This is a genomic window from Mesorhizobium sp. B2-2-3 (assembly GCF_006442405.1).
Lineage (GTDB): Bacteria > Pseudomonadota > Alphaproteobacteria > Rhizobiales > Rhizobiaceae > Mesorhizobium.
In genome coordinates, this window is sequence record NZ_VFWC01000010.1 from 37,484 (window position 1) to 56,603 (window position 19,120).

A 19,120-nucleotide genomic window follows, 5' to 3' on the forward strand; every position below is an offset into this window, starting at 1 on the left:
CCGACAGATCCTCATATTCGTGCCCCATCTTCCGCGACGCCTTTGGTGACGGTTCCGAGTGCCGCAGGCCTCGCCACTTTCGTAACGAAGACAACGAGCGCCAGCACTAGGAAAACCGCGCCAACCAGGTAAGGCGCACCGCCGAAGGTCACTGGCGCGCTTGGCCCGGTGAACCAGAAAAAAATCGCGGTATAGAGCAGCGGCGTGACGATCGATGTGATCGAGAAGATCGACGTCATCGCGCCTTGTAATTCACCCTGCGCCGAAGGCGGCACCTTGGCGGCGGCGAGGCTCCTGAGCGGCGGGTCGGCCAGCGCTTCCAGGCAGCCGACGACGATCACCGCATAAATCATCCAACCCTGCGTCGCGAAGGCGTAGCCGAAAGCACTGAGCGCCGTGAACGCCAGACCGATCACCGCCGTCCTCCACTCGCCAAGCCTGGGAATGATGCGTGGCAGCACCGTTGCCATGACGATGGCTCCGCACAGGCCGAAAGCGCCGAGCGAAAAACCGATCTGCTGCTCGTTCCAGCCATAGCGATAGTTGGAGACGAACGACCAGACCGCCGGATACATCATGTGGCCGAGCGTCATCAGGAAGAAGACGAGCCCGATCCAGCCAATGCCTTGATATTGGCGCATCTGCAGAAGCGTGCCGACCGGGTTGGCGCGCTTCCACTCGAAGCGCCGGCGGTGCTTTTCATCGAGCGTTTCGGGCAGCAGGAACAGCGCGATCAGGAAGTTCACAAAGGCAAGTCCGGCGGCGAAATAAAACGGCACGCGCGGCCCGAAGGTGCCGAGCAGCCCGCCAAGGACCGGCCCGATGACGAAGCCGACGCCGAAGGCGATGCCGAGCAGGCCGAAATTCTTGGCCCGGTTCTCATCGTTCGAGATGTCGGCGATGAAGGCTGATGTGGTCGAATAGCTGGCGCCTGAAATGCCGGCCAGCACGCGCCCGATGAACAGCATCGGGTAGGACCAGGCTATGGCGCAGATCAGATTGTCGATGGAAAACGTCAGCACGGAGGCGAGAAGGATCGGCCGCCGGCCGAACCGGTCGCTCAACCCGCCCATGATGGGCGCGAAGAAGAACTGCATGGCCGCATAGACGAAGAACAGCCATCCGCCCTCGATCGCCGCCTGCGAGACGCCGACGCCGGTCAATTCTTGCAGATAGGCCGGCAGCACCGGCATGATGATGCCGAATCCGATGATGTCGAGGAGCAGCGTCGTGAAGACGAGCGCAAGCCCCCGCTTGGCGGTTTTGGGATCGATCATGGTTTCGTCTGCTCCTTCCCGGCGCCTGGCGCGCAGGCGGAGGCACTTATAGGCGAGCCCGCCATCAGGAACAATGAGGGAACAAGCAGGACGTTCGCATCCTGACACCCCCTGACGACATCCTTGCCGTCAGGTCACCCGTGAAAGAACCGGATGCTCAGATCGGGTTGTTGAACGTATCGCAGTCGGAAAGCTTGCCGCTCTTGTAGCCGCGCGCCAGCCAGGTCTGCCGCTGCGCCGACGTGCCGTGGTTGAAGCTTTCCGGCACTACGTAGCCCTGCATCTTCTTCTGCAGCGTATCGTCGCCGATCTGCCTGGCGGCATTGAGCGCGCTTTCCATATCGCCTTGCTCCAATATGCCCTTCTGCGCCGTGTAATGCGCCCAGACGCCGGCGAAGCAGTCGGCCTGAAGCTCGACGCGCACCGACATCTGGTTGGCTTCGGCCTCGCCCATGCTTTGCCGCATCTGGTTGAATTTGGACATGATGCCGGTCAGATTCTGCACGTGATGGCCGACCTCATGCGCGATCACATAGGCCCGCGCGAACTCGCCCGAGGCGCCGAACTGCTGGTCCAGCTGCTGGAAGAATGTCATGTCGAGATAGACCTTGTGGTCGCCGGGGCAATAGAACGGTCCGGCCGCCGACGAGGCGAAGCCGCAGGCCGAGCGGATCTGCCCGCTGAACAGCACCAGCTTAGGGTCCTCATAGGTCAGTCCGTTGGCCTTGAAAATGCCGGTCCATGTGTCCTCGGTCTCGGCCAGCACGGTTGCCACGAACTGCTTCATCTCGTCGGAAGCCGGCGCACCGGTGCCGCCGTCCTGGCTGCCGCTGTTGTCGGTTATCTCGCCGCCGCCAGGCAGCAGGCCTCCACCGCCGCCGCTCAGCACCTGGATCGGATCGATGCCGAAGGCTTTCAGGCCGAAATAGAGCACGACGAGGATGATGATGGTTGAGAGCGACATGCCGCGGCCGCTGCTGCCGCCGATCGGAATGCGGAACTGGCCGGGTCCGCCGCCACCAAATCCGCCGCCGCCGCTGCTGCGCTGGTCCTCGACATTGTCACTCTGACGACGGCCTCTCCAGAGCATGGCAACTCCCCGCGCTGCGAATTTATTGATCGATCCGGCGTGAGGCCGGCTCCACCTCATGAACAATTATCTCAATGGTTGCGCCAAGTCACAGCATTTTTCGCAGCCGTGGCCGTGCTGGCATGATGGCTCCGCTGCTCTGGCCGCGACTGTGGAATGTCTATGGCATCGCCGAAACGGGGCCCTGCGGGCTTGGCAAAGTCCCTAGCCCGCCGTCATCGCCCTGCGGAACGCTTCCAGCGTCTCGGCGCTGACATGGTGCTCTATGCCCTCGGCATCGATGCGCGCCGTCTCGGCGCTGACGCCGAGCGAACGCAAAAAAGCCTCCACCGTCTGGTGGCGGATGCGGCTCTCTTCCGCGACCTTGCGGCCGGCTTCGGTGAGGAACACGCCGCGATAGGGCTTTCTGGAGACCAGCCCGTCGGCACACAGCCTGGTCAGCATCTTGGCCACTGTCGGTTGAGCGACCCCCAGCCTGGCTGCGATGTCGACCTGGCGGGCCTCGTTGCCGTCCTCGATCAGGTCGGCGATCAACTCGACATAGTCCTCGACCAGCGCGCTGCGGCGCGCTTCGCGCGTCTGCCGGAACCCTTCCGAATGGACATCGGCATCGGGCAGCGGCTCACGCGGGACCGGTCTGTTCTTCAGCGCCAATATGCGCTCCTCCTTGGCTGCCCGAAGATTGAATCGGCCCGCATTCATAGCACGGGCCCCGACAATCCTGGCGTTTATTTGCATTCGGGCCCAGGCGCAACCGCATCGCCGCCGCGTCGGAACACGATCGATCGCATCACAAAAGCATGATCAATGAAACATAGCATATTGCATAATGTTGAGCCGTGGCATAGATAGGAGACATCATCCATTGCATCAAGCGGAATTCGCCATGTCCGAGACCGACGCCACCGCCATAGCCAGACCAGCGTGGCGGTTCGACAGGCCAGGCGATGAGCAGCCGAGCCTGCGCGAGGTCAATTCCTCGATCGCCGTACCGAATTCGGGCGTCTGGTTCCGTCGGCTGTTTGCCTTCATGGGGCCGGGCTACATGGTCTCGGTAGGCTATATGGACCCGGGCAACTGGGCGACCGACCTCGCCGGCGGCGCCCAGTTCGGCTACACGCTGCTGTTCATCATCATGCTGTCCAACCTGATGGCGATCCTGCTGCAGGCGCTGGCCGCGCGTCTCGGCATCGCCACCGGCCGCGACCTCGCCCAGGCCTGCCGCGCCTACTACCCGCGTCCGGTCAACTTCGTGCTGTGGATCGCCTGCGAGCTCGCCATCATCGCCTGCGACCTCGCCGAAGTGATCGGCACCGCGATCGCGCTGCAGCTCCTGTTCGGCATTCCGCTGATCGGCGGCGCCATGCTCACCGCACTCGACGCCTTCCTGGTGCTTTTGTTGATGAACAAGGGCTTCCGCTATCTCGAAGCCTTCGTCGTCGCGCTTCTGATCATCATCTTCAGCTGCTTTGCCATCCAGATCTTCGTCGCCGCGCCGCCGGCCGGCACCATCCTGCATTCGATGTTCGTGCCGTCATCCGAAATCGTCACCAATCCGGCGATGCTCTACATCGCCATCGGCATCATCGGCGCAACCGTCATGCCGCACAATCTCTATCTGCACTCCTCGATCGTGCAGACCCGCGCCTATGAACGCACCGACAAAGGCAAGCGCGACGCCATCAAATGGGCAACGACGGACTCGACCATCGCCCTGATGCTGGCCCTGTTCGTCAACGCCTCGATCCTGATCGTGTCGGCGGTCGCCTTCCACAACACCGGCCACCACGACGTCGCCGAGATCGGCCAGGCTTTCGAACTGCTGTCGCCGCTGCTCGGCCTGAGCATCGCCTCGATCCTGTTTGCCGTGGCGCTGCTTGCCTCCGGCCTGAACTCGACGGTGACCGCCACGCTTGCCGGCCAGATCATCATGGAAGGCTTCCTGCGCCTGCGCATCCCGCAATGGGCGCGGCGCCTGCTGACGCGCGGCCTCGCCATCATCCCCGTCGTGGTCGTCACCGCGCTCTACGGCGAAAAGGGCACTGGCCAGTTGCTGGTGTTCAGCCAGGTGATCCTGTCGATGCAGCTGCCCTTCGCGGTGATCCCGCTGGTCCAGTTCGTCTCCGACGGGAAGAAGATGGGCAATCTCGCCATTCCGCGCGGCGTTGCGGCGCTCGCCTGGGTGGTCGCCGCCATCATCCTGGTGCTCAACTTCAAGCTGCTCTACGACACGCTATTCGGGATCGGCTGAGATCGGCCGCGACAAAGACGCGGCCCGCGCTATTTCTCGCTCGATCATGACCACGATAGCCCAATCCCGAAGCTTCTATGCCAAGCTGATGGCTGCCCAGGCGCGTTCCGCCGATCCGCGTCTTGAAGAGGTGTTCGCGGCCGTGCCGCGCGAGGCGTTTCTCGGTCCTGGCCCATGGACGATCGTCGCCGGCCAAGGGGCGGTCGAGACCCCGAGCGCCGACCCGCGCTTCATCTACCAGAACGTGCTGGTGGTGCTCGATGCCGACAAGGGCATCAACAATGGCGAGCCGTTCCTGCACGCCATGTGGATCGGGAAACTCGCGCCCAGGCCCGGCGAGGCTGTCACTCACATCGGCGCCGGCACCGGCTACTACACGGCTTTGCTGGCCAGGTTGGTTTCACCTGGCGGCACCGTTGCCGCCTTCGAACTGGACGCCGATCTTGCCTCGCGGGCAAAGGCAAACCTTGCGGGCTACGAGAACGTCACTGTCATTCCTGGCGATGCCGTCACATCGGATTTGCCGCCGTCGGACGTCATCTATGTCAATGCCGGCGTCGCGGCACCTCCACCCGGCTGGCTCAAGGCGCTGAAGCCGGACGGCCGCATGATCTTCCCGTGGCGCCCGGCCGAGCGCGTTCCCCTGGCCGTTCTGGTGACCCGCACCGAAAAAGGTTTTGCCTGCGACCCTTTCATGCGCTCCTGGTTCATCCCTTGCTCCGGCGCGTCGGTTGCAAGCCCCGCGGCAAAAATCCCGACGCGCGACCAGGCCGCGCGCAGCCGCTCGATCTGGCTGACAGCGGACAAGTTGCCGGACCGCACCGCCACCGCGACCTTTGAGCATGTCTGGTTTTCGTCACGCAGCCTCGATGCGCGGCCTCGGGTCTGACGAACCGAAATTCGGCACGCCCTGTCGGACGGCCAGCCAGTCATCCGTCCTTGGGCTGAAGTCCGGCCCTGACGGCGTGGATCGAAACAGGAGGAGCATCCCATGAGAAAGATCATAGCGGCGACATTCGTCAGCCTCGACGGCGTCATGCAGGCGCCGGGCGGCCCGGAGGAGGATCCCGTCGGCGGCTTCAAGTTCGGCGGCTGGACGTTCCACTATTTTGACGAAGTGGCGAGCGCGGCGATGGATGAACTATTCTCCAAACCCTTCGCCCTGCTGCTCGGCCGCAGAACCTACGACATCTTCGCCGCGTACTGGCCGTATCAGAAAGATCCGATCGCCGATGCCTTCAACCCTGCGACCAAATATGTGGCGACGCATCGTCCGGATTCGCTCACCTGGCAGAACACGCAATCGCTTGGGCCTGATATCGTCCCGGCGTTGCGCCGCCTCAAACAGGAAGATGGACCTGACCTGCTCATCCAGGGATCGGCCAATCTGATTCAGACCCTGCTCGCCAATGGGCTGATCGACGAGATTCGGCTGATGATCTTCCCGCTGTTGCTGGGCAAGGGCAAGCGGCTGTTCGGCGATGACGCGATGCCGGCCGCCTTCAAGCTGACCCGCTCGCAGACTTCCAGCACCGGCGTCATCATGGCGACCTACGAGCGCGCCGGCGAAATCAGGACCGGTTCCTTCGTCACGGGGGAGCCATCCGACGCCGAGCTCGACCGGCGCAGGACCTGGAAGTAAACGCTTTTTTTCCTCTCCTCCAAGAACGTGGAGGAGAGGAAACCAGGTTCTGAAAATTCCCTCAAGCCGCCTGCGGCCGGCGCGCCAGCCCGTCGCGTATATGCCGTGCGAACGCTTGCGCCGCCGGGCCGACGCCGTGCCTCGGCAGATGCAGGTTGATCGAGAAATTCGGCAGCGGCGGCAGGCCGGATTCGGACGGCAATATGTCGAGATCGGCCGGCACCGTGGAGGCCAGCCAGGTGGTGACGGCCAGATCGGAACGCACCGTTGCGGTCGTCGCGTCGATATTGCCGTTCTCGAACACGGTGCGCCATTCCAGCCCATGCTCGTGGAGCGCCGAAAGCACAACCGGCCGGAAGGCGCAGCTGTCGGCGACCATCGAGACCGGTAGGGGGCGCTTGGCGCGCGCGACACCGCCCTTGGCGCCGACCCACACCAGCCGATCGATGGCGAGGCACTCGCCATCCGATGCCCCCACCCGTTCCTCGATGACCGCCAGGTCGATGGTGCCGGCCGCGAGCGCCGCGGCCAGTTCCGGCGAGGAGGCGCAGACCAGCGATATCTCGACCTGCGGATAGGTTTGCGCATAGCCTTTCAGCACCGGCGCCAGCGTCGTGCCGACGAGGTCGTAAGGCACGCCGAACCGCACCTGGCCGGCCACGGCATTGGCAGCCATTTCGGCCCAGATCTCGTCGTTGAGGCTGAGCAGCCGCTTTGCCTTGCCGAACAGCCGCTCGCCGGCAGAGGTCAGCCGCAAGCCGCGCCGGTCGCGCTCGAACAGGCTGCGGCCGAGCGCCTCCTCCAGCCGCCGGACTTGCTGGCTGACGGCGCCTTGCGTCAGGTGCAGCGCATTGGCCGCCGCCGTCATGCTGGCCTTGTCGGCGACGGTTACGAAGGTGCGCATGAGCGTCGTATCGAGGTTGCGGATCATGTCCTGCATTATAGATGCTAATGCTTGTCATCGTAAACATTGCATTTACTGATATGCGGCTGCATCTAACATGGGGCCTTCGACAGAGGACGCCGCATGCTCCAACCCGTCATCCCGCTGATCCTGTTCGCCCTGGTGGCGACCAGCACGCCCGGCATCGCCACCACCTTGTCGACGGCGTCGGGCGCGCAGTTCGGCTTTCGCCGCTCCATCCCGCTGGTGGTCGGCAGCGCGGCCGGCCTAGCCACAGTCACTGGGGCGGCGGCCGCCGGGCTGGCCGGCCTGCTTCTCGCCATGCCGTCCTTGCAGCTTGCCATGAAGATCGCCGGCTCGCTCTACCTCGTCTGGCTGGCGCTCAAGATCGGCCGTGCGGGGGCGCCCAAGCTCGATGTGACGATGATCAAACCGAACAGTTTTCTCGGCGGTGCCGGCATTCAGTGGCTGAACCCCAAGGGCTGGGCGATGGGGCTTGGAGCCGCGGCATCCTTCGCCGCACTCGCCGACGGGCCGGCGCGGCTGGCCCTGCTGCTCGGCTCCACCTTCGGCCTCACCGCCGCCTTCTCGCTGTCGCTATGGTGTGTGGCCGGCATGCTGCTCGCCCGGCTGCTGAAGACCGAGCAGCAATGGCGCACGCTCAACATCCTGCTCGGCCTGGTGCTGGCGGCATCGATCATTCCGATGTGGCGGCAGCCGTAAGATGGGCCTGCAGAACCTGGGTTCCTCGCCCCCGCAAGGCGAGGCGAGGAACCCGAATCCTGTCAAGCCGCGTAGCGCGCGGCTGGCTTATCGGCGTGCAGGCTGCCGTAGAAGGTCTGCCGGGCGCCAAGGAAGGCGTCCAGCTTGGCCGTATCGGCAAGCGCGGGCACGGTGACGGCTTCGCCCCTGGCCAGGCCGACAAGGGCAGCATCGACCATATCGTCGGCGGTCATGATGATTTCCTTCGGAAGCTGGTCGATATCGCTTCCCGCGGCTTCCCAGAAATCGGTCCGGGTCGCCCCCGGCAGCACCACCTGCGCCTGGACGTCGGTGCCGGCGACCTCGCCCTGCAGGGCTTCGGTGAAGTTGACGACATAGGCCTTGGTGCCGCTGTAGATGCCGCCGAACGAGGTGTCGAAGGCCAGCACCGAGGCGATGTTGACGATAGCGCCGCGGTTGCGCGCCAGAAATCCCGGCAGCACCGCGCGGGTCAGGCGCGTCAAAGCGATGACATTGACCTTGATCATGCGTTCAGCCGCATCGGCGTCCGCCGTCGCAACCACCTGTGCACCACCAAGCCCGGCATTGTTGACCAACAGCGTGACGCTGTCATCCGTCGATACCGCCCGCTCCACCCGCCGCACATCATCGTCGTTGGCCAGATCGGCACTGATCACGCTGACCTTGCGGCTGTAGGCATATCGCAGCCTTTCAGCCAATTCCTCGAGCCGGTCCGCGCGGCGCGCCACCAGCACCAGGTCATAGCCCTGCCCCGCCAGCCGGTCGGCATAGACAGCGCCGATGCCGGAGGAAGCGCCGGTGACGACGGCGGTGCCCTTGTTCTCATTCTTGCTCATTGTCCTGTTCCTTTCGCGCTCTTCGCTCTGGTTCGGCTTCGACGGATGCGCCGGCTGCCGAGCTTCTCGATCGTCAATTGGTGGCATATGCCACTTTCGGCGAAGTAGGTATATGCCACTATCTTGTCAACGGCGGCCGCGAAAACTATTTCTGCGGCAGGCTGGCACAGGCTTTGCCAGCGAGGAGTTGACATGACCGATCTTCAGCAACCGGGATTCAGCCGATGCAACAATGCCACCTTGCGGCGCACCGCGCGCAGGCTCGGCCGCTTCTACGACGACGCGCTTGCGCCTTCCGGGCTGAAAGGCACGCAATTTGGCCTGCTCTTTCAGATCAGTGCCAGCAGCGAACCGGCGATGGGGACCGTTGCCGAGGCGCTGATCATGGATCTCTCGGCGCTCGGCCATACGCTGAAGCCGCTGGTCCGCGACGGCTATGTCGAAACCTTCCCCGATAAGGACGATCGCCGCGTCAAGCGCGTCCGGCTGACGCCGCACGGCCAGGCCAAGCTCGAAGAGGCGATCAGGCTGTGGAGTGTCGCCCAGCAGCGCTTCGAGGAGATGATCGGCGCGGAGCAAGCCGCGAAGCTGCGTGCGACGCTGGATGACGTGGCCTCTCTGGACCTCGAAACGCCGGCGGCCGCTCCCTCCAGTTGAAGCGGCCGCGTAAGAACCAGTGACGAAAAGCTCGGCGCCCTCTACTCCGCCGGCATGGCGACCGGCCGCGCCAGCATCCGGCCGGCCAGCACGATGCCGAGCCCGACGACGGGGAAGACGGCCGCGATGAGGCCCAGATCGGCCGGACCGCCATAGCGCAGCACGGCGCCGCCAACCACCGCGCCGAGCGCCACGCCGAGATAGAGCGCCGAGGCGTTGAGCGACAGCACGATCGGGGCAGCGTCGGGGGCGAGCTTGATGATGCGGCTCGCCTGCGCCGGCGGGAAGGCCCAGCCGACGATGCCCCATGGCACCATCATGCCCATCAGCGCCGGCCCGGCGAGATGATGCGGCAGAAAGGCCGGGATCAGCGAGAAGGTGACGAGCATGGCAGCGCTCAGCGCCAGCGACCAGCCGACGGTGCGCGTAGCGCCGAAGCGGTCCGCGGCCTGGCCGCCGGCGATGTTGCCGATGACGGCGCCGACACCGAAGGCGAGCAGCATGCCGGGCAGCGCTATCGGGGAGAGCCCGCTGGCTTCGATGGCCAGCGGCGCGATGAAGCTGAACACGGTGAAGGCGCCGATGAGGGCAAGCGTGGTCGTCACCAGGATCGGCATCACGCCGGGACGCATTGCCGCCGCCAGCCGGCGCTTCAGCGGCAGCTTGGTGCCGATGATGCCGCGCGGCAGCCGATACCAGAGGATGGCGCCGGCGAGCGCGCCGAGGCCTGCGATGGCATAGAACGTGCCGCGCCAGCCGGCTATCGCCGCGACCAGCGCGCCGAGCGGGGCGCCCACCGCTACCGCCACCGTGGTGCCGCCGACGACGACGGCAATGGCGCGGGCCCGGTGATGGTCATCGACCAGCGCCACCGCCGTGCCTTGCGCGGTCGCCGCGAACAGGCCAGACGACAGCGCCATGATGATGCGCGCGGCGAGCAGCACTTCGAAGGAGGAGCTCAAGGCCGCGGCAACGTTGCCAATGACGAAGAACACCAGCGTCCACAGGATGACGCGGCGCCGGTCCCATTCGCCGGTCAGCGTCGCCAGGATCGGCGTGCCGACCGCATAAGCGAGCGCGAAGGCGGTGATCAGCGTGCCGGCGAGCGGAACGGAGATGCCGGCGTCCCTGGCGATGTCGGGCAGAAGGCTGGAGATGACGAAGCCTTCGGTCGAGATCGCAAACGATCCGAGCGCAAGCCAGAAGATCCGCTTGTCCATGGCGATGTGTCCTTAGTTCAAAGGTTATTGAACAATTGGACATAACCGGGCAGGATGTCAATGAAGCCAGGGAAAAATAGCACAACCATCCTGACAGCCCTGTGTCAGCACGGTCGTGAAGGGGAGAGCCGTGTGCACGGCAGACGCGGAGCGGATGCGTTGAAATCGGCCGGAACTGTGCTTAGGTTGCAGCCATGAGCCTGCCACATCCCAATACGGACCAGATCAGCCTGCCGATCGTGCTCGCCGTGCTCGGCGACCCGACGCGGCTGGCGATCGTGCGTTATCTCGCCAGCAAGGAAGGCGTGCCGCTGAACTGCAGCAAATTCCTCGATCTCGCCTCGAAGACCAATCTGAGCTACCACCTGGCAAAGCTGCGCGAGGCCGGCGTGACCCGCGCAGAAGTGGCCGGCACCAACCGCATGATCACGCTGCGCCGCGCCGATCTCGATGCCCGCTTCCCCGGCCTGCTCGACAGCATTATTGCCGCCGCAGGCGACGATCCGGCGCTGCCGGCGGTCGGCGGCCATGATATCGAAGTGACGGCCTGACTCGCGGGATCTGGGTTCTCGCCCACGGTAGTGGGGAGAGGAAACGCTGCCTCACAACCGGAGCTCCCCATGCGCATCGCTGTCCTCGCCGATATCCACGGCAATGTGCTGGCGCTTGACGCCGTGCTCGACGACCTCAAGCAGCGCGGCGGTGCCGATCTTACGGTCAATCTCGGCGATAGCGTTTCGGGTCCGCTCTGGCCGCGCGAGACGTTTGCGCGCCTGGAAGCGCTGGACCTGCCGACGGTGCGCGGCAATCATGACCGCCGCGTCGCCGCCGATCCGGCCGATGAGACCATGTGGGCCTCCGACATCTACGCGCAGGAACGACTGACCGGGGCGCAGCGCGAGGTGCTGTTCGCCCAGCCTCTGACGCTGGAGATCGCGCTCGGCGTGATCGCTTTCCATGCCAGGCCCGATCACGACGAGAAATACCTGCTCGATACGATCACCGATGGCCGGCTGGTGCGCGCGCCGCTGGCGGCGATCCGGCGGCGGTTGAAGGCGCTCGATCCGGCCTGCCGCCTGGCCCTGTGCGGCCACAGCCACCGGGCCGAACTGATCCGCTTGCCCGGCGGTCCGATGATCTTCAACCCGGGCAGCGTCGGCTGTCCCGCCTATGAAGACTCGACGCCGCCGTCGCATTCCTCCGAGCAGGGCGCGCCGCATGCGCGCTACGGCATCGTCATTTCAGGCGAGCCCGGCCGGCCCGACCGTTTCGAGGCCATCGCCGTCGACTACGATCACGAGACAGCCGCCAGCCAGGCCGAACAGGCGGGACGGCCCGAATGGGCCCATGCGCTGCGAACCGGCTTCATGCCCGGCTGAATGCTCTTTGCATTCATGCCGCCAGGCTGAATGCTCTTTGCATTCATGCCCGACTGAATGCCCTTGCATGCCCGGCTGAATGCTCTTCGCATTCATGCCGCCCGGCTGAGCTCGCTCTTCGCTCCTCCGATGATCGCCTTCACGCAGATCCGTCCCTGCCGGAAGAAAATCTCGCTTCTGGACATGGCGCAGCGTCGTCGCCTATAAAATCGGCTTCGCGTGTGGCGGCGTTTTCGTATCTGGCGGTGCCTTTGGTAATGCAATCTATCGGCCACGGCGAAGCGATGAAACGCCGGTCTACGTTCCGAACGACGCTCTTCGCGCTGATCGCCGCTCCTGTGCTTCTGACGGTGGCTCATGCCGAAGATGGGCCGTTCATCTCCATCGTCACCGGCCTCGCCCCGGACGATCTCCTCAACGTCCGCGCCCAGCCATCGCCGATCGGCAAGACCGAGGCGCGTCTGGCCAATGGCGCCAGCGTGAACAATCTCGGCTGCATCGACGTAGACGGCCGGCAATGGTGCAAGGTCGAGGCCGAGAACCCGAAAATCAGCGGCTGGACCCCTGCCCGCTACCTGAACCCCGTCAATCCGGCTTCGCCGCCCGATCCGGGTCAGGCGGATGCGTCCGCTGCCGCGACCAACGATGCAGGCCAGGCGCTCGGCGCCGCAACGGCTAGCCCCGCTGCCGCTCCGCCGCCCGCGTTGCCGCCCGACCTGACGGCGAGGCTGGGCGGAGCCGACAATGCGGCTGCCCCCGCAACCACGCCGAAATCCGCCGCAGTAATCGCCATGCAGGATGCTTACGGCCTGGCGCTGGTGGCGAATGAACCGCTGCCCACTGGGGAGAATCCGCCTCAGGCGGAGGCCACCGCCGGAGGCGCCGCCATTGAAATTCCCTGCGCGCGCAATGTCGGCCAGCCGATGACCCTTTGCGCGGCAAGCGTCGAGCACAAGGGCAGCGACAAGGCCGACGTCACCGTGACCTGGCCCGACGGCGGCAGCCGCGTCATCTCCTTCTACGGCGGACTGCCCGCCGGCTCCGATGGCGACAGCGATTTCCGCTTCACCCGCGAAGGCGGCCTCAGCATGATCCGCGTCGGCGTCTCGGAGCGATTCGAGATTACGGACGCGGTGGCGTTTGGGCATTAGTTTGGAAGGCAACAGGGCAGTAGGGCAGTAAGGCAATATGTGAAGTGCCTGGAGCTACTGCCCTACTGCCCTCATTTTCGGGGTTACATCAGGCAAAACTCTTCCCTATAAGGCCCTCCTAGCCTGATACCAGAATCGCAAGCACAACCGGCCGGGTCTCCCGTCCCGGTTTTTCGTGCAAGCCGCTCGCCGAACGGAATTCATAAAGATGCCAAGACGCACCGACATCAAGTCGATCCTGATCATCGGGGCCGGCCCCATCGTCATCGGCCAGGCCTGCGAGTTCGACTATTCCGGCACGCAGGCCTGCAAGGCGCTGAAGGAAGAGGGTTTCCGCGTCATCCTGGTCAATTCCAACCCGGCCACCATCATGACCGACCCGGAACTGGCCGACGCCACCTATATCGAGCCGATCACCCCCGAAGTCGTGGCCAAGATCATCGCCAAGGAGCGCCCGGATGCGCTGCTGCCGACCATGGGCGGCCAGACCGCGCTCAACACCGCGCTGTCGCTGCGCCGCATGGGCGTGCTGGAGCGCTACAATGTCGAGATGATCGGCGCCGACGCCACGGCCATCGACAAGGCCGAGGACCGGGCGCTTTTCCGCGAAGCGATGAAGAAGATCGGCCTGGAAACGCCGAAGTCGATGCTGGCCAACGCCACCGACGTCAAGAATGCCGACCGCAAGACGCATGAAGCCGAACGCGCGGCACTGAAGGCCGAAAAGCCCGACAATCTCGATGCCGCGCTCGACGCGCTGGAGACAAGCTGGAACCTCGGCGAAGGCGACCGCAAGCAGCGCTACATCAGCCACGCCATGGCGGTCGCCGCCCAGGCGCTCGACCATGTCGGCCTGCCCGCCATCATCCGCCCCTCCTTCACCATGGGCGGCACCGGCGGCGGCATCGCCTACAACAGGGCCGAATTCTTCGACATCGTCCAGTCCGGCCTCGACGCCTCGCCGACCACCGAGGTGCTGATCGAGGAAAGCGTGCTCGGCTGGAAGGAATACGAGATGGAGGTCGTCCGCGACAGAGCGGACAATTGCATCATCGTCTGCTCCATCGAGAACATCGATCCGATGGGCGTGCACACGGGCGATTCGATCACCGTCGCGCCGGCGCTGACCTTGACCGACAAGGAATACCAGATGATGCGCAACGCCTCGATCGCGGTGCTGCGCGAGATCGGCGTCGAGACCGGCGGCTCCAACGTTCAGTTCGCCGTCAACCCGGCCGATGGCCGCCTTGTCGTCATCGAGATGAACCCGCGCGTCTCCCGCTCCTCGGCGCTGGCCTCGAAGGCGACCGGCTTCCCGATCGCCAAGATCGCGGCGAAACTCGCCGTCGGCTACACGCTGGACGAGCTGGAGAACGATATCACCGGCGGCGCGACACCGGCCTCGTTCGAGCCGTCTATCGATTACGTCGTCACCAAGATCCCGCGCTTTGCCTTCGAAAAATTCCCCGGCGCCGAGCCTGTGCTGACCACCGCCATGAAGTCGGTCGGCGAAGTCATGGCCATCGGCCGCACCTTCCAGGAATCCCTGCAGAAGGCGCTGCGCGGGCTGGAAACCGGCCTCACCGGTCTCGACGAGATCGAGATCCCCGGCCTCGGCTCGGCCAACAGCACTGACGACCGCAACGCCATCCGTGCAGCACTCGGCACGCCGACGCCCGACCGGCTGCGCATGGTGGCGCAGGCGATCCGCATGGGCACCTCGCTCGAAGACGTGCACGCAATGTGCAAGATCGATCCGTGGTTCCTCGAGCAGATCGCCGGCATCCTCGCCATGGAAGCCCGCATCCGCGAGCACGGCCTGCCTGAGGATGCCGCCAATCTGCGCATGCTGAAGGCCATGGGCTTTTCGGACGCCCGCCTCGCGTCGCTGACGAAGAGCGACGTGGAAGTCGTTCAGAAGATTCGCGAAAAGCTCGACGTTCATCCGGTTTATAAACGCATCGACACCTGCGCGGCCGAGTTCGCCTCGCCGACCGCCTACATGTACTCCACTTATGAAGTGCCCTTCGCCGGCGCGCTTGCAAACGAGGCGCAGGTTTCGTCGCGCAAGAAGGTGGTCATCCTCGGCGGCGGGCCGAACCGCATCGGCCAGGGCATCGAGTTCGACTATTGCTGCTGCCATGCCGCCTTTGCCCTGCGCGATGCCGGCTATGAAGCGATCATGATCAACTGCAACCCGGAGACGGTGTCGACCGACTACGACACGTCGGACCGGCTCTACTTCGATCCGCTGACGGCGGAGGACGTGCTGGAGATCCTGCGCGCCGAACAGGCCTCGGGCGAGCTGGTCGGCGTCATCGTCCAGTTCGGCGGCCAGACGCCGCTGAAGCTGGCCGACGCGCTGGAGAAGGCCGGCATCCCGATCCTCGGCACCTCGCCCGACATGATCGATCTGGCGGAGGACCGCGACCGCTTCCAGAAACTGCTGCACAAGCTCAACCTTAGCCAGCCGAAGAACGGCATCGCCTATTCGGTCGAGCAGGCCCGCCTCGTCGCCGGCGAGCTCGGCTTCCCCCTGGTGGTGCGCCCCTCCTATGTGCTGGGCGGCCGCGCCATGCAGATCATCCATGACGAGGGCATGCTGCAATCCTACCTGCTCGACACCGTGCCCGGCCTGGTGCCGGAGGACATCAAGCAGAAATACCCCAACGACAAGACCGGCCAGATCAACACGCTGCTGGGCAAGAACCCGCTTTTGTTCGACACCTATCTCTCGGGCGCAATCGAGGTCGATGTCGACTGCCTCTGCGACGGCAAGGCGACCTTCGTGTCGGGCATATTGGAGCACATCGAGGAGGCCGGCATCCATTCGGGCGACTCGGCCTGCTCGCTCCCCGTTCACTCGCTGCCTTCGGAGCTGGTCGAAGAGCTGGAGCGGCAGACGGCGGCCCTTGCCCACGCGCTCAATGTCGGCGGATTGATGAACGTGCAATACGCGATCAAGGACGGCACGGTCTATGTGCTGGAGGTCAACCCGCGCGCCTCGCGCACCGTGCCCTTCGTCGCCAAGACCATCGGCCGCCCCATCGCCAAGATCGCCGCCCGCATCATGGCCGGAGAGAGCCTGGAAGACGCCTTCGCCCATTACGGCGCCATGCCCGACCCCAGGAACCCGGGCCACATCGCGGTCAAGGAAGCCGTCTTCCCCTTCGCCCGCTTCCCTGGCGTCGACATCCTGCTCGGCCCGGAAATGCGCTCGACCGGCGAGGTCATGGGCCTCGACCGCGACTTTGCGCTGGCCTTCGCCAAGAGCCAGTTAGGGGCGGGTGTTGATCTCCCCCGCTCAGGCACGCTGTTCGTCTCGGTGCGCGACGAGGACAAGAAAGGCATATTGCCGGCGGTCAAGCGCCTCGCCGGCCTCGGCTTCAAGGTGATGGCCACATCAGGCACCGCCCGCTTCCTCGCCGAAAACGGCGTCGTCGCCGAGAAAATAAACAAGGTGCTCGAAGGCCGCCCCCACATCGAGGACGCCATCCGCAACCGCCAGGTGCAGATCGTCTTCAACACGACGGATGGCCAGAAGGCGGTGTCGGACTCGAAGTCGTTGCGGCGAGCGACGCTGATGCAGAAGGTGCCGTATTACACGACTCTGTCGGGTGCGGCGGCAGTGGCCGAGGCGATCGCGGCGTTGAAGGCGGGGAGTTTGGAAGTAAGGCCGCTGCAGGAGTATTTTGCTTGAGGAAGCTTCCTTCTCCCCGTTGAACGGGGAGAAGGTGCCGGCAGGCGGATGAGGGGCAGCACTGGTTTGTAAGCCAGATGGCGTCAATTTTTCATCGCAGTATTGCAGTAAGGGTGCGTTATCTGGCCGTTAGAATCACCACCCTTTCCACCATCTTGCACTCGCACTACATGATCGTAGGAGCCTGACTTTGCGGGATCGAGATAGCCGTGACAAATTGGGCATTTCATTGCGTTCTTTAATGCTTGTCTAATGAATATTGCACTTTTTGCATCATCAGAAAAACGCTCCCCATCAGCTCCTTGAGTTATCGATAAAATCTTCGAAACCGAATTGGGCGCAATGACTGCAATAATCTCATTGTCTGTTGGATTTTTTCCTTCCGCGTAAGATTGTATCAAATAGTTGAATAAATCAGAAACCTTCTCAACACGGTTCTTGCTTCTCACAATCTGCAAGGCTTGAGTAATTATTGCTTTATTCTCTATTAAGAAGTTTTCTATTTTTTCCCTATTCTCAGTAAATTTTCGAAAGAAAGCAGGATCATTGCTCTGCAATTTGTTTCTACACAGAAGCAAAAATCCAAGGAGTAAATCGGGAAGATGCCGCCCGCGCTCGGTATAAAAATACACGGCGGGATGAAGTCCCAAACTGCCAGGACCCGTACCTGTCAATCTAGCTGCAACCCTGCTGCACGTCTCCAAAACCTTGACGGTCTCGCTCCCATCAGGATCTTCGGGAAATTCGCTTAGAGGTCGCCGAATTGTACCCTGCTCAGCATTCGTGAGCGAGATCAAGTTCATAAGCATGTCCAAAGATTGTATCGGGGATCTAGTACCACCAAGGGGTAAATCCAATGTCTTTATGGGTTGATTTATCTCAGGGTTGAAGAAAAGAGAGTGCAATTTCTTCGCAGAAGCCTCGATCTTTGTTCGATTGTCATCCAGAAATTTCGACCAGTATTTATGGCCGGTGGCTGCTCGAATAATCGAGCGGGCGGCAATTGCGATTGAACGATTGCGATTTCGGAGGAGCGTCTCCTCCGCGTCGTCCAAGGGAGTTCCTTGCGTATTTATTTTGAAAAATGACGTTTCAGCCTTATCGGCATCGCCTTCAACCCACTGCAGCGAGAGTGATCTGGTCGCCATATTTCTCGCACGAACAACACGCTGCTCAGGATGATTCTCAGGTTTTATCAAAGCGTCTCGCAGCAATGAATACTTGCCAATCTTTAACTCCACCAGGGCTCTTGCCTTGTTTGCAATTCTCTTTTGCGCGTTGTTAATTTCGTTTGAATAATATCCTATTGAATTTGGTCCATCGCCGTAGTCATCGTCTATCCAGGCTCGAAGAGCGCTCAACCTATGACCACCATCAATCACAAAGACAAATTGAGTAGACCGCCACAAGATTATTGAAGGTATAAGCTCGTTGTCCAAAAAGCTTTCGAGAAACGATACGACCTGAGCGGGAGACCAATGATTAGTTTCACGTTGAAAATCTGGCTTCCTAAGCAGTGGAACTAGCATTCCACTAGAACTCAATGTTTCGATAGACAGAGTCTTTATCGGTTCTCCCGAGGAGGGCGCCGTGCTTGTGATAGCAAAATCATCCCGCTTAATCATAGCGTCAAGAACTACCGACTCGGCCATTTTTCCCCCCTTTTTCAAATATGTCGACTGGAATAGCCCGTGAAATTAATAACAGCGCGCCGAAGAGATTAGCAAGCTCAGCGCTCACGAATGTTTATGTTTGATCGAGCAACTGCCGCGAAGCAAAGAACCCACGATCAAAGTGCCAGTCCCTAGTCGGCCGAAGACATTTTATCATTGCCAGCGAGCCTTGGGGCGTCACCCCACAGCCACACACTCAATCTCGATATCGAACTCCATCGGCCACGACGCCACCGGCACGAAACTCCGCGCCGGAGGGTTCACGCTGAAGTACTTAGCATAAACCCGGTTGATCGCGTTGTAGAAGCCGGAATTGACGGCGTAGATGCGCACCATCACCACATTTTCGAGCGAGGTGCCGGCCGCCTCCAGGCAGTGCTTCAGCGCCTTGAGCGATGCCTCGGTCTGCGTCTCGATGTCGCCGCGCACCATCTCGCCGGTCACCATGTCCACCGGCGGGGTCGCCGAGATGAACACGAAGCCGTTGGCCTTGACCGCTGTCGAACAGGGCAGGCCGAGCGCCCGCACCTTGGCCGACATGACGGGCACTTCGATGAGTTCTTTCTTCATGGTGGTGCTCCCTGGGTTTGGGGGAG

Annotated in this window: 17 protein-coding genes; 9 read left to right on the forward strand and 8 right to left on the reverse strand. The window is 63.0% G+C overall.

The window, feature by feature from the left end; translation table 11 throughout:
• Positions 1–11: 11 nt before the first annotated feature.
• From FJ951_RS19295 to mntR, 3 genes are all read right to left on the reverse strand, one after another.
• Positions 12–1,313 (reverse strand): TCR/Tet family MFS transporter, encoded by a 1,302-nt coding sequence (locus FJ951_RS19295; RefSeq protein WP_281405593.1) that lies wholly within the window; start codon positions 1,311–1,313, stop codon positions 12–14.
• Positions 1,314–1,434: 121 nt separating this feature from the next.
• Positions 1,435–2,367, reverse strand: coding sequence for a neutral zinc metallopeptidase (locus FJ951_RS19300; RefSeq protein ID WP_140516757.1), 933 nt, complete (start codon positions 2,365–2,367; stop codon positions 1,435–1,437).
• Positions 2,368–2,571: 204 nt separating this feature from the next.
• Positions 2,572–3,021, reverse strand: coding sequence for a manganese-binding transcriptional regulator MntR (mntR, locus tag FJ951_RS19305; RefSeq protein ID WP_181172257.1), 450 nt, complete (start codon positions 3,019–3,021; stop codon positions 2,572–2,574).
• Positions 3,022–3,253: 232 nt separating this feature from the next.
• Here mntR and FJ951_RS19310 point away from each other — a divergent pair, with 232 nt between their 5' ends.
• From FJ951_RS19310 to FJ951_RS19320, 3 genes are all read left to right on the forward strand, one after another.
• Complete coding sequence (locus FJ951_RS19310) at positions 3,254–4,618, forward strand: Nramp family divalent metal transporter (protein WP_140516761.1); 1,365 nt, start codon at positions 3,254–3,256, stop codon at positions 4,616–4,618.
• Positions 4,619–4,664: 46 nt separating this feature from the next.
• Positions 4,665–5,507, forward strand: coding sequence for a protein-L-isoaspartate O-methyltransferase (locus FJ951_RS19315; RefSeq protein ID WP_181169668.1), 843 nt, complete (start codon positions 4,665–4,667; stop codon positions 5,505–5,507).
• Between the two features lie 102 nt (positions 5,508–5,609).
• The gene (locus tag FJ951_RS19320; protein ID WP_140516763.1) at positions 5,610–6,260 is read left to right on the forward strand and encodes a dihydrofolate reductase family protein; all 651 of its coding nucleotides are present in this window, start codon (positions 5,610–5,612) and stop codon (positions 6,258–6,260) included.
• Positions 6,261–6,321: 61 nt separating this feature from the next.
• Here the strand turns inward: FJ951_RS19320 and FJ951_RS19325 are convergent, their stop codons facing one another.
• Positions 6,322–7,200 carry a LysR substrate-binding domain-containing protein gene (locus FJ951_RS19325; protein WP_281405592.1) on the reverse strand — a complete coding sequence of 293 codons (879 nt, stop codon included), beginning with the start codon at positions 7,198–7,200 and terminating at the stop codon, positions 6,322–6,324.
• Between the two features lie 87 nt (positions 7,201–7,287).
• Between FJ951_RS19325 and FJ951_RS19330 the strand changes: the two genes are divergently transcribed.
• On the forward strand, positions 7,288–7,887 hold the full coding sequence (locus FJ951_RS19330; RefSeq protein ID WP_140516765.1) for a LysE family translocator: 600 nt from the start codon (positions 7,288–7,290) through the stop codon (positions 7,885–7,887).
• Between the two features lie 62 nt (positions 7,888–7,949).
• On the opposite strand, the gene FJ951_RS19335 is transcribed toward FJ951_RS19330, so the two are convergent.
• Positions 7,950–8,744, reverse strand: a complete 795-nt coding sequence (locus FJ951_RS19335; protein ID WP_140516767.1) for an SDR family oxidoreductase — start codon at positions 8,742–8,744, stop codon at positions 7,950–7,952.
• A 192-nt stretch (positions 8,745–8,936) separates the two neighbouring features.
• Between FJ951_RS19335 and FJ951_RS19340 the strand changes: the two genes are divergently transcribed.
• Positions 8,937–9,401 (forward strand): MarR family winged helix-turn-helix transcriptional regulator, encoded by a 465-nt coding sequence (locus FJ951_RS19340; protein ID WP_140495930.1) that lies wholly within the window; start codon positions 8,937–8,939, stop codon positions 9,399–9,401.
• A 41-nt stretch (positions 9,402–9,442) separates the two neighbouring features.
• Here FJ951_RS19340 and FJ951_RS19345 read toward each other — a convergent pair whose 3' ends face one another.
• Entirely contained in the window at positions 9,443–10,621 is a 1,179-nt protein-coding gene (locus tag FJ951_RS19345; protein WP_140516769.1) for an MFS transporter, read from the reverse strand.
• A 194-nt stretch (positions 10,622–10,815) separates the two neighbouring features.
• Between FJ951_RS19345 and FJ951_RS19350 the strand changes: the two genes are divergently transcribed.
• From FJ951_RS19350 to carB, 4 genes are all read left to right on the forward strand, one after another.
• Positions 10,816–11,172 carry a helix-turn-helix transcriptional regulator gene (locus FJ951_RS19350; RefSeq protein ID WP_140495932.1) on the forward strand — a complete coding sequence of 119 codons (357 nt, stop codon included), beginning with the start codon at positions 10,816–10,818 and terminating at the stop codon, positions 11,170–11,172.
• Between the two features lie 69 nt (positions 11,173–11,241).
• Complete coding sequence (locus tag FJ951_RS19355; RefSeq protein WP_140516771.1) at positions 11,242–12,000, forward strand: metallophosphoesterase family protein; 759 nt, start codon at positions 11,242–11,244, stop codon at positions 11,998–12,000.
• Between the two features lie 284 nt (positions 12,001–12,284).
• Complete coding sequence (locus FJ951_RS19360) at positions 12,285–13,151, forward strand: SH3 domain-containing protein (RefSeq protein WP_140516773.1); 867 nt, start codon at positions 12,285–12,287, stop codon at positions 13,149–13,151.
• A 208-nt stretch (positions 13,152–13,359) separates the two neighbouring features.
• Positions 13,360–16,851: a carbamoyl-phosphate synthase large subunit gene (carB, locus tag FJ951_RS19365; protein WP_140516775.1), complete on the forward strand. Its 3,492-nt coding sequence runs from the start codon at positions 13,360–13,362 to the stop codon at positions 16,849–16,851.
• An 83-nt stretch (positions 16,852–16,934) separates the two neighbouring features.
• Here the strand turns inward: carB and FJ951_RS19370 are convergent, their stop codons facing one another.
• A complete protein-coding gene (locus tag FJ951_RS19370) occupies positions 16,935–18,503 on the reverse strand; it encodes a DUF262 domain-containing protein (protein WP_140516777.1) in 1,569 nt (522 codons plus the stop codon).
• A 198-nt stretch (positions 18,504–18,701) separates the two neighbouring features.
• Entirely contained in the window at positions 18,702–19,094 is a 393-nt protein-coding gene (locus FJ951_RS19375) for a RidA family protein (protein ID WP_140516779.1), read from the reverse strand.
• Positions 19,095–19,120 lie beyond the last annotated feature (26 nt).

Coding starts and splice junctions, on each gene's coding strand:
- FJ951_RS19300 (WP_140516757.1), bottom strand. CDS start 2,367: ATGCTCTGGAGAGGCCGTCGTCAGAGTGACAATGTCGAGGACCAGCGC.
- FJ951_RS19310 (WP_140516761.1), top strand. CDS start 3,254: ATGTCCGAGACCGACGCCACCGCCATAGCCAGACCAGCGTGGCGGTTC.
- FJ951_RS19315 (WP_181169668.1), top strand. CDS start 4,665: ATGACCACGATAGCCCAATCCCGAAGCTTCTATGCCAAGCTGATGGCT.
- FJ951_RS19320 (WP_140516763.1), top strand. CDS start 5,610: ATGAGAAAGATCATAGCGGCGACATTCGTCAGCCTCGACGGCGTCATG.
- FJ951_RS19325 (WP_281405592.1), bottom strand. CDS start 7,200: ATGCAGGACATGATCCGCAACCTCGATACGACGCTCATGCGCACCTTC.
- FJ951_RS19330 (WP_140516765.1), top strand. CDS start 7,288: ATGCTCCAACCCGTCATCCCGCTGATCCTGTTCGCCCTGGTGGCGACC.
- FJ951_RS19335 (WP_140516767.1), bottom strand. CDS start 8,744: ATGAGCAAGAATGAGAACAAGGGCACCGCCGTCGTCACCGGCGCTTCC.
- FJ951_RS19340 (WP_140495930.1), top strand. CDS start 8,937: ATGACCGATCTTCAGCAACCGGGATTCAGCCGATGCAACAATGCCACC.
- FJ951_RS19345 (WP_140516769.1), bottom strand. CDS start 10,621: ATGGACAAGCGGATCTTCTGGCTTGCGCTCGGATCGTTTGCGATCTCG.
- FJ951_RS19350 (WP_140495932.1), top strand. CDS start 10,816: ATGAGCCTGCCACATCCCAATACGGACCAGATCAGCCTGCCGATCGTG.
- FJ951_RS19355 (WP_140516771.1), top strand. CDS start 11,242: ATGCGCATCGCTGTCCTCGCCGATATCCACGGCAATGTGCTGGCGCTT.
- FJ951_RS19360 (WP_140516773.1), top strand. CDS start 12,285: ATGAAACGCCGGTCTACGTTCCGAACGACGCTCTTCGCGCTGATCGCC.
- carB (WP_140516775.1), top strand. CDS start 13,360: ATGCCAAGACGCACCGACATCAAGTCGATCCTGATCATCGGGGCCGGC.
- FJ951_RS19370 (WP_140516777.1), bottom strand. CDS start 18,503: ATGGCCGAGTCGGTAGTTCTTGACGCTATGATTAAGCGGGATGATTTT.
- FJ951_RS19375 (WP_140516779.1), bottom strand. CDS start 19,094: ATGAAGAAAGAACTCATCGAAGTGCCCGTCATGTCGGCCAAGGTGCGG.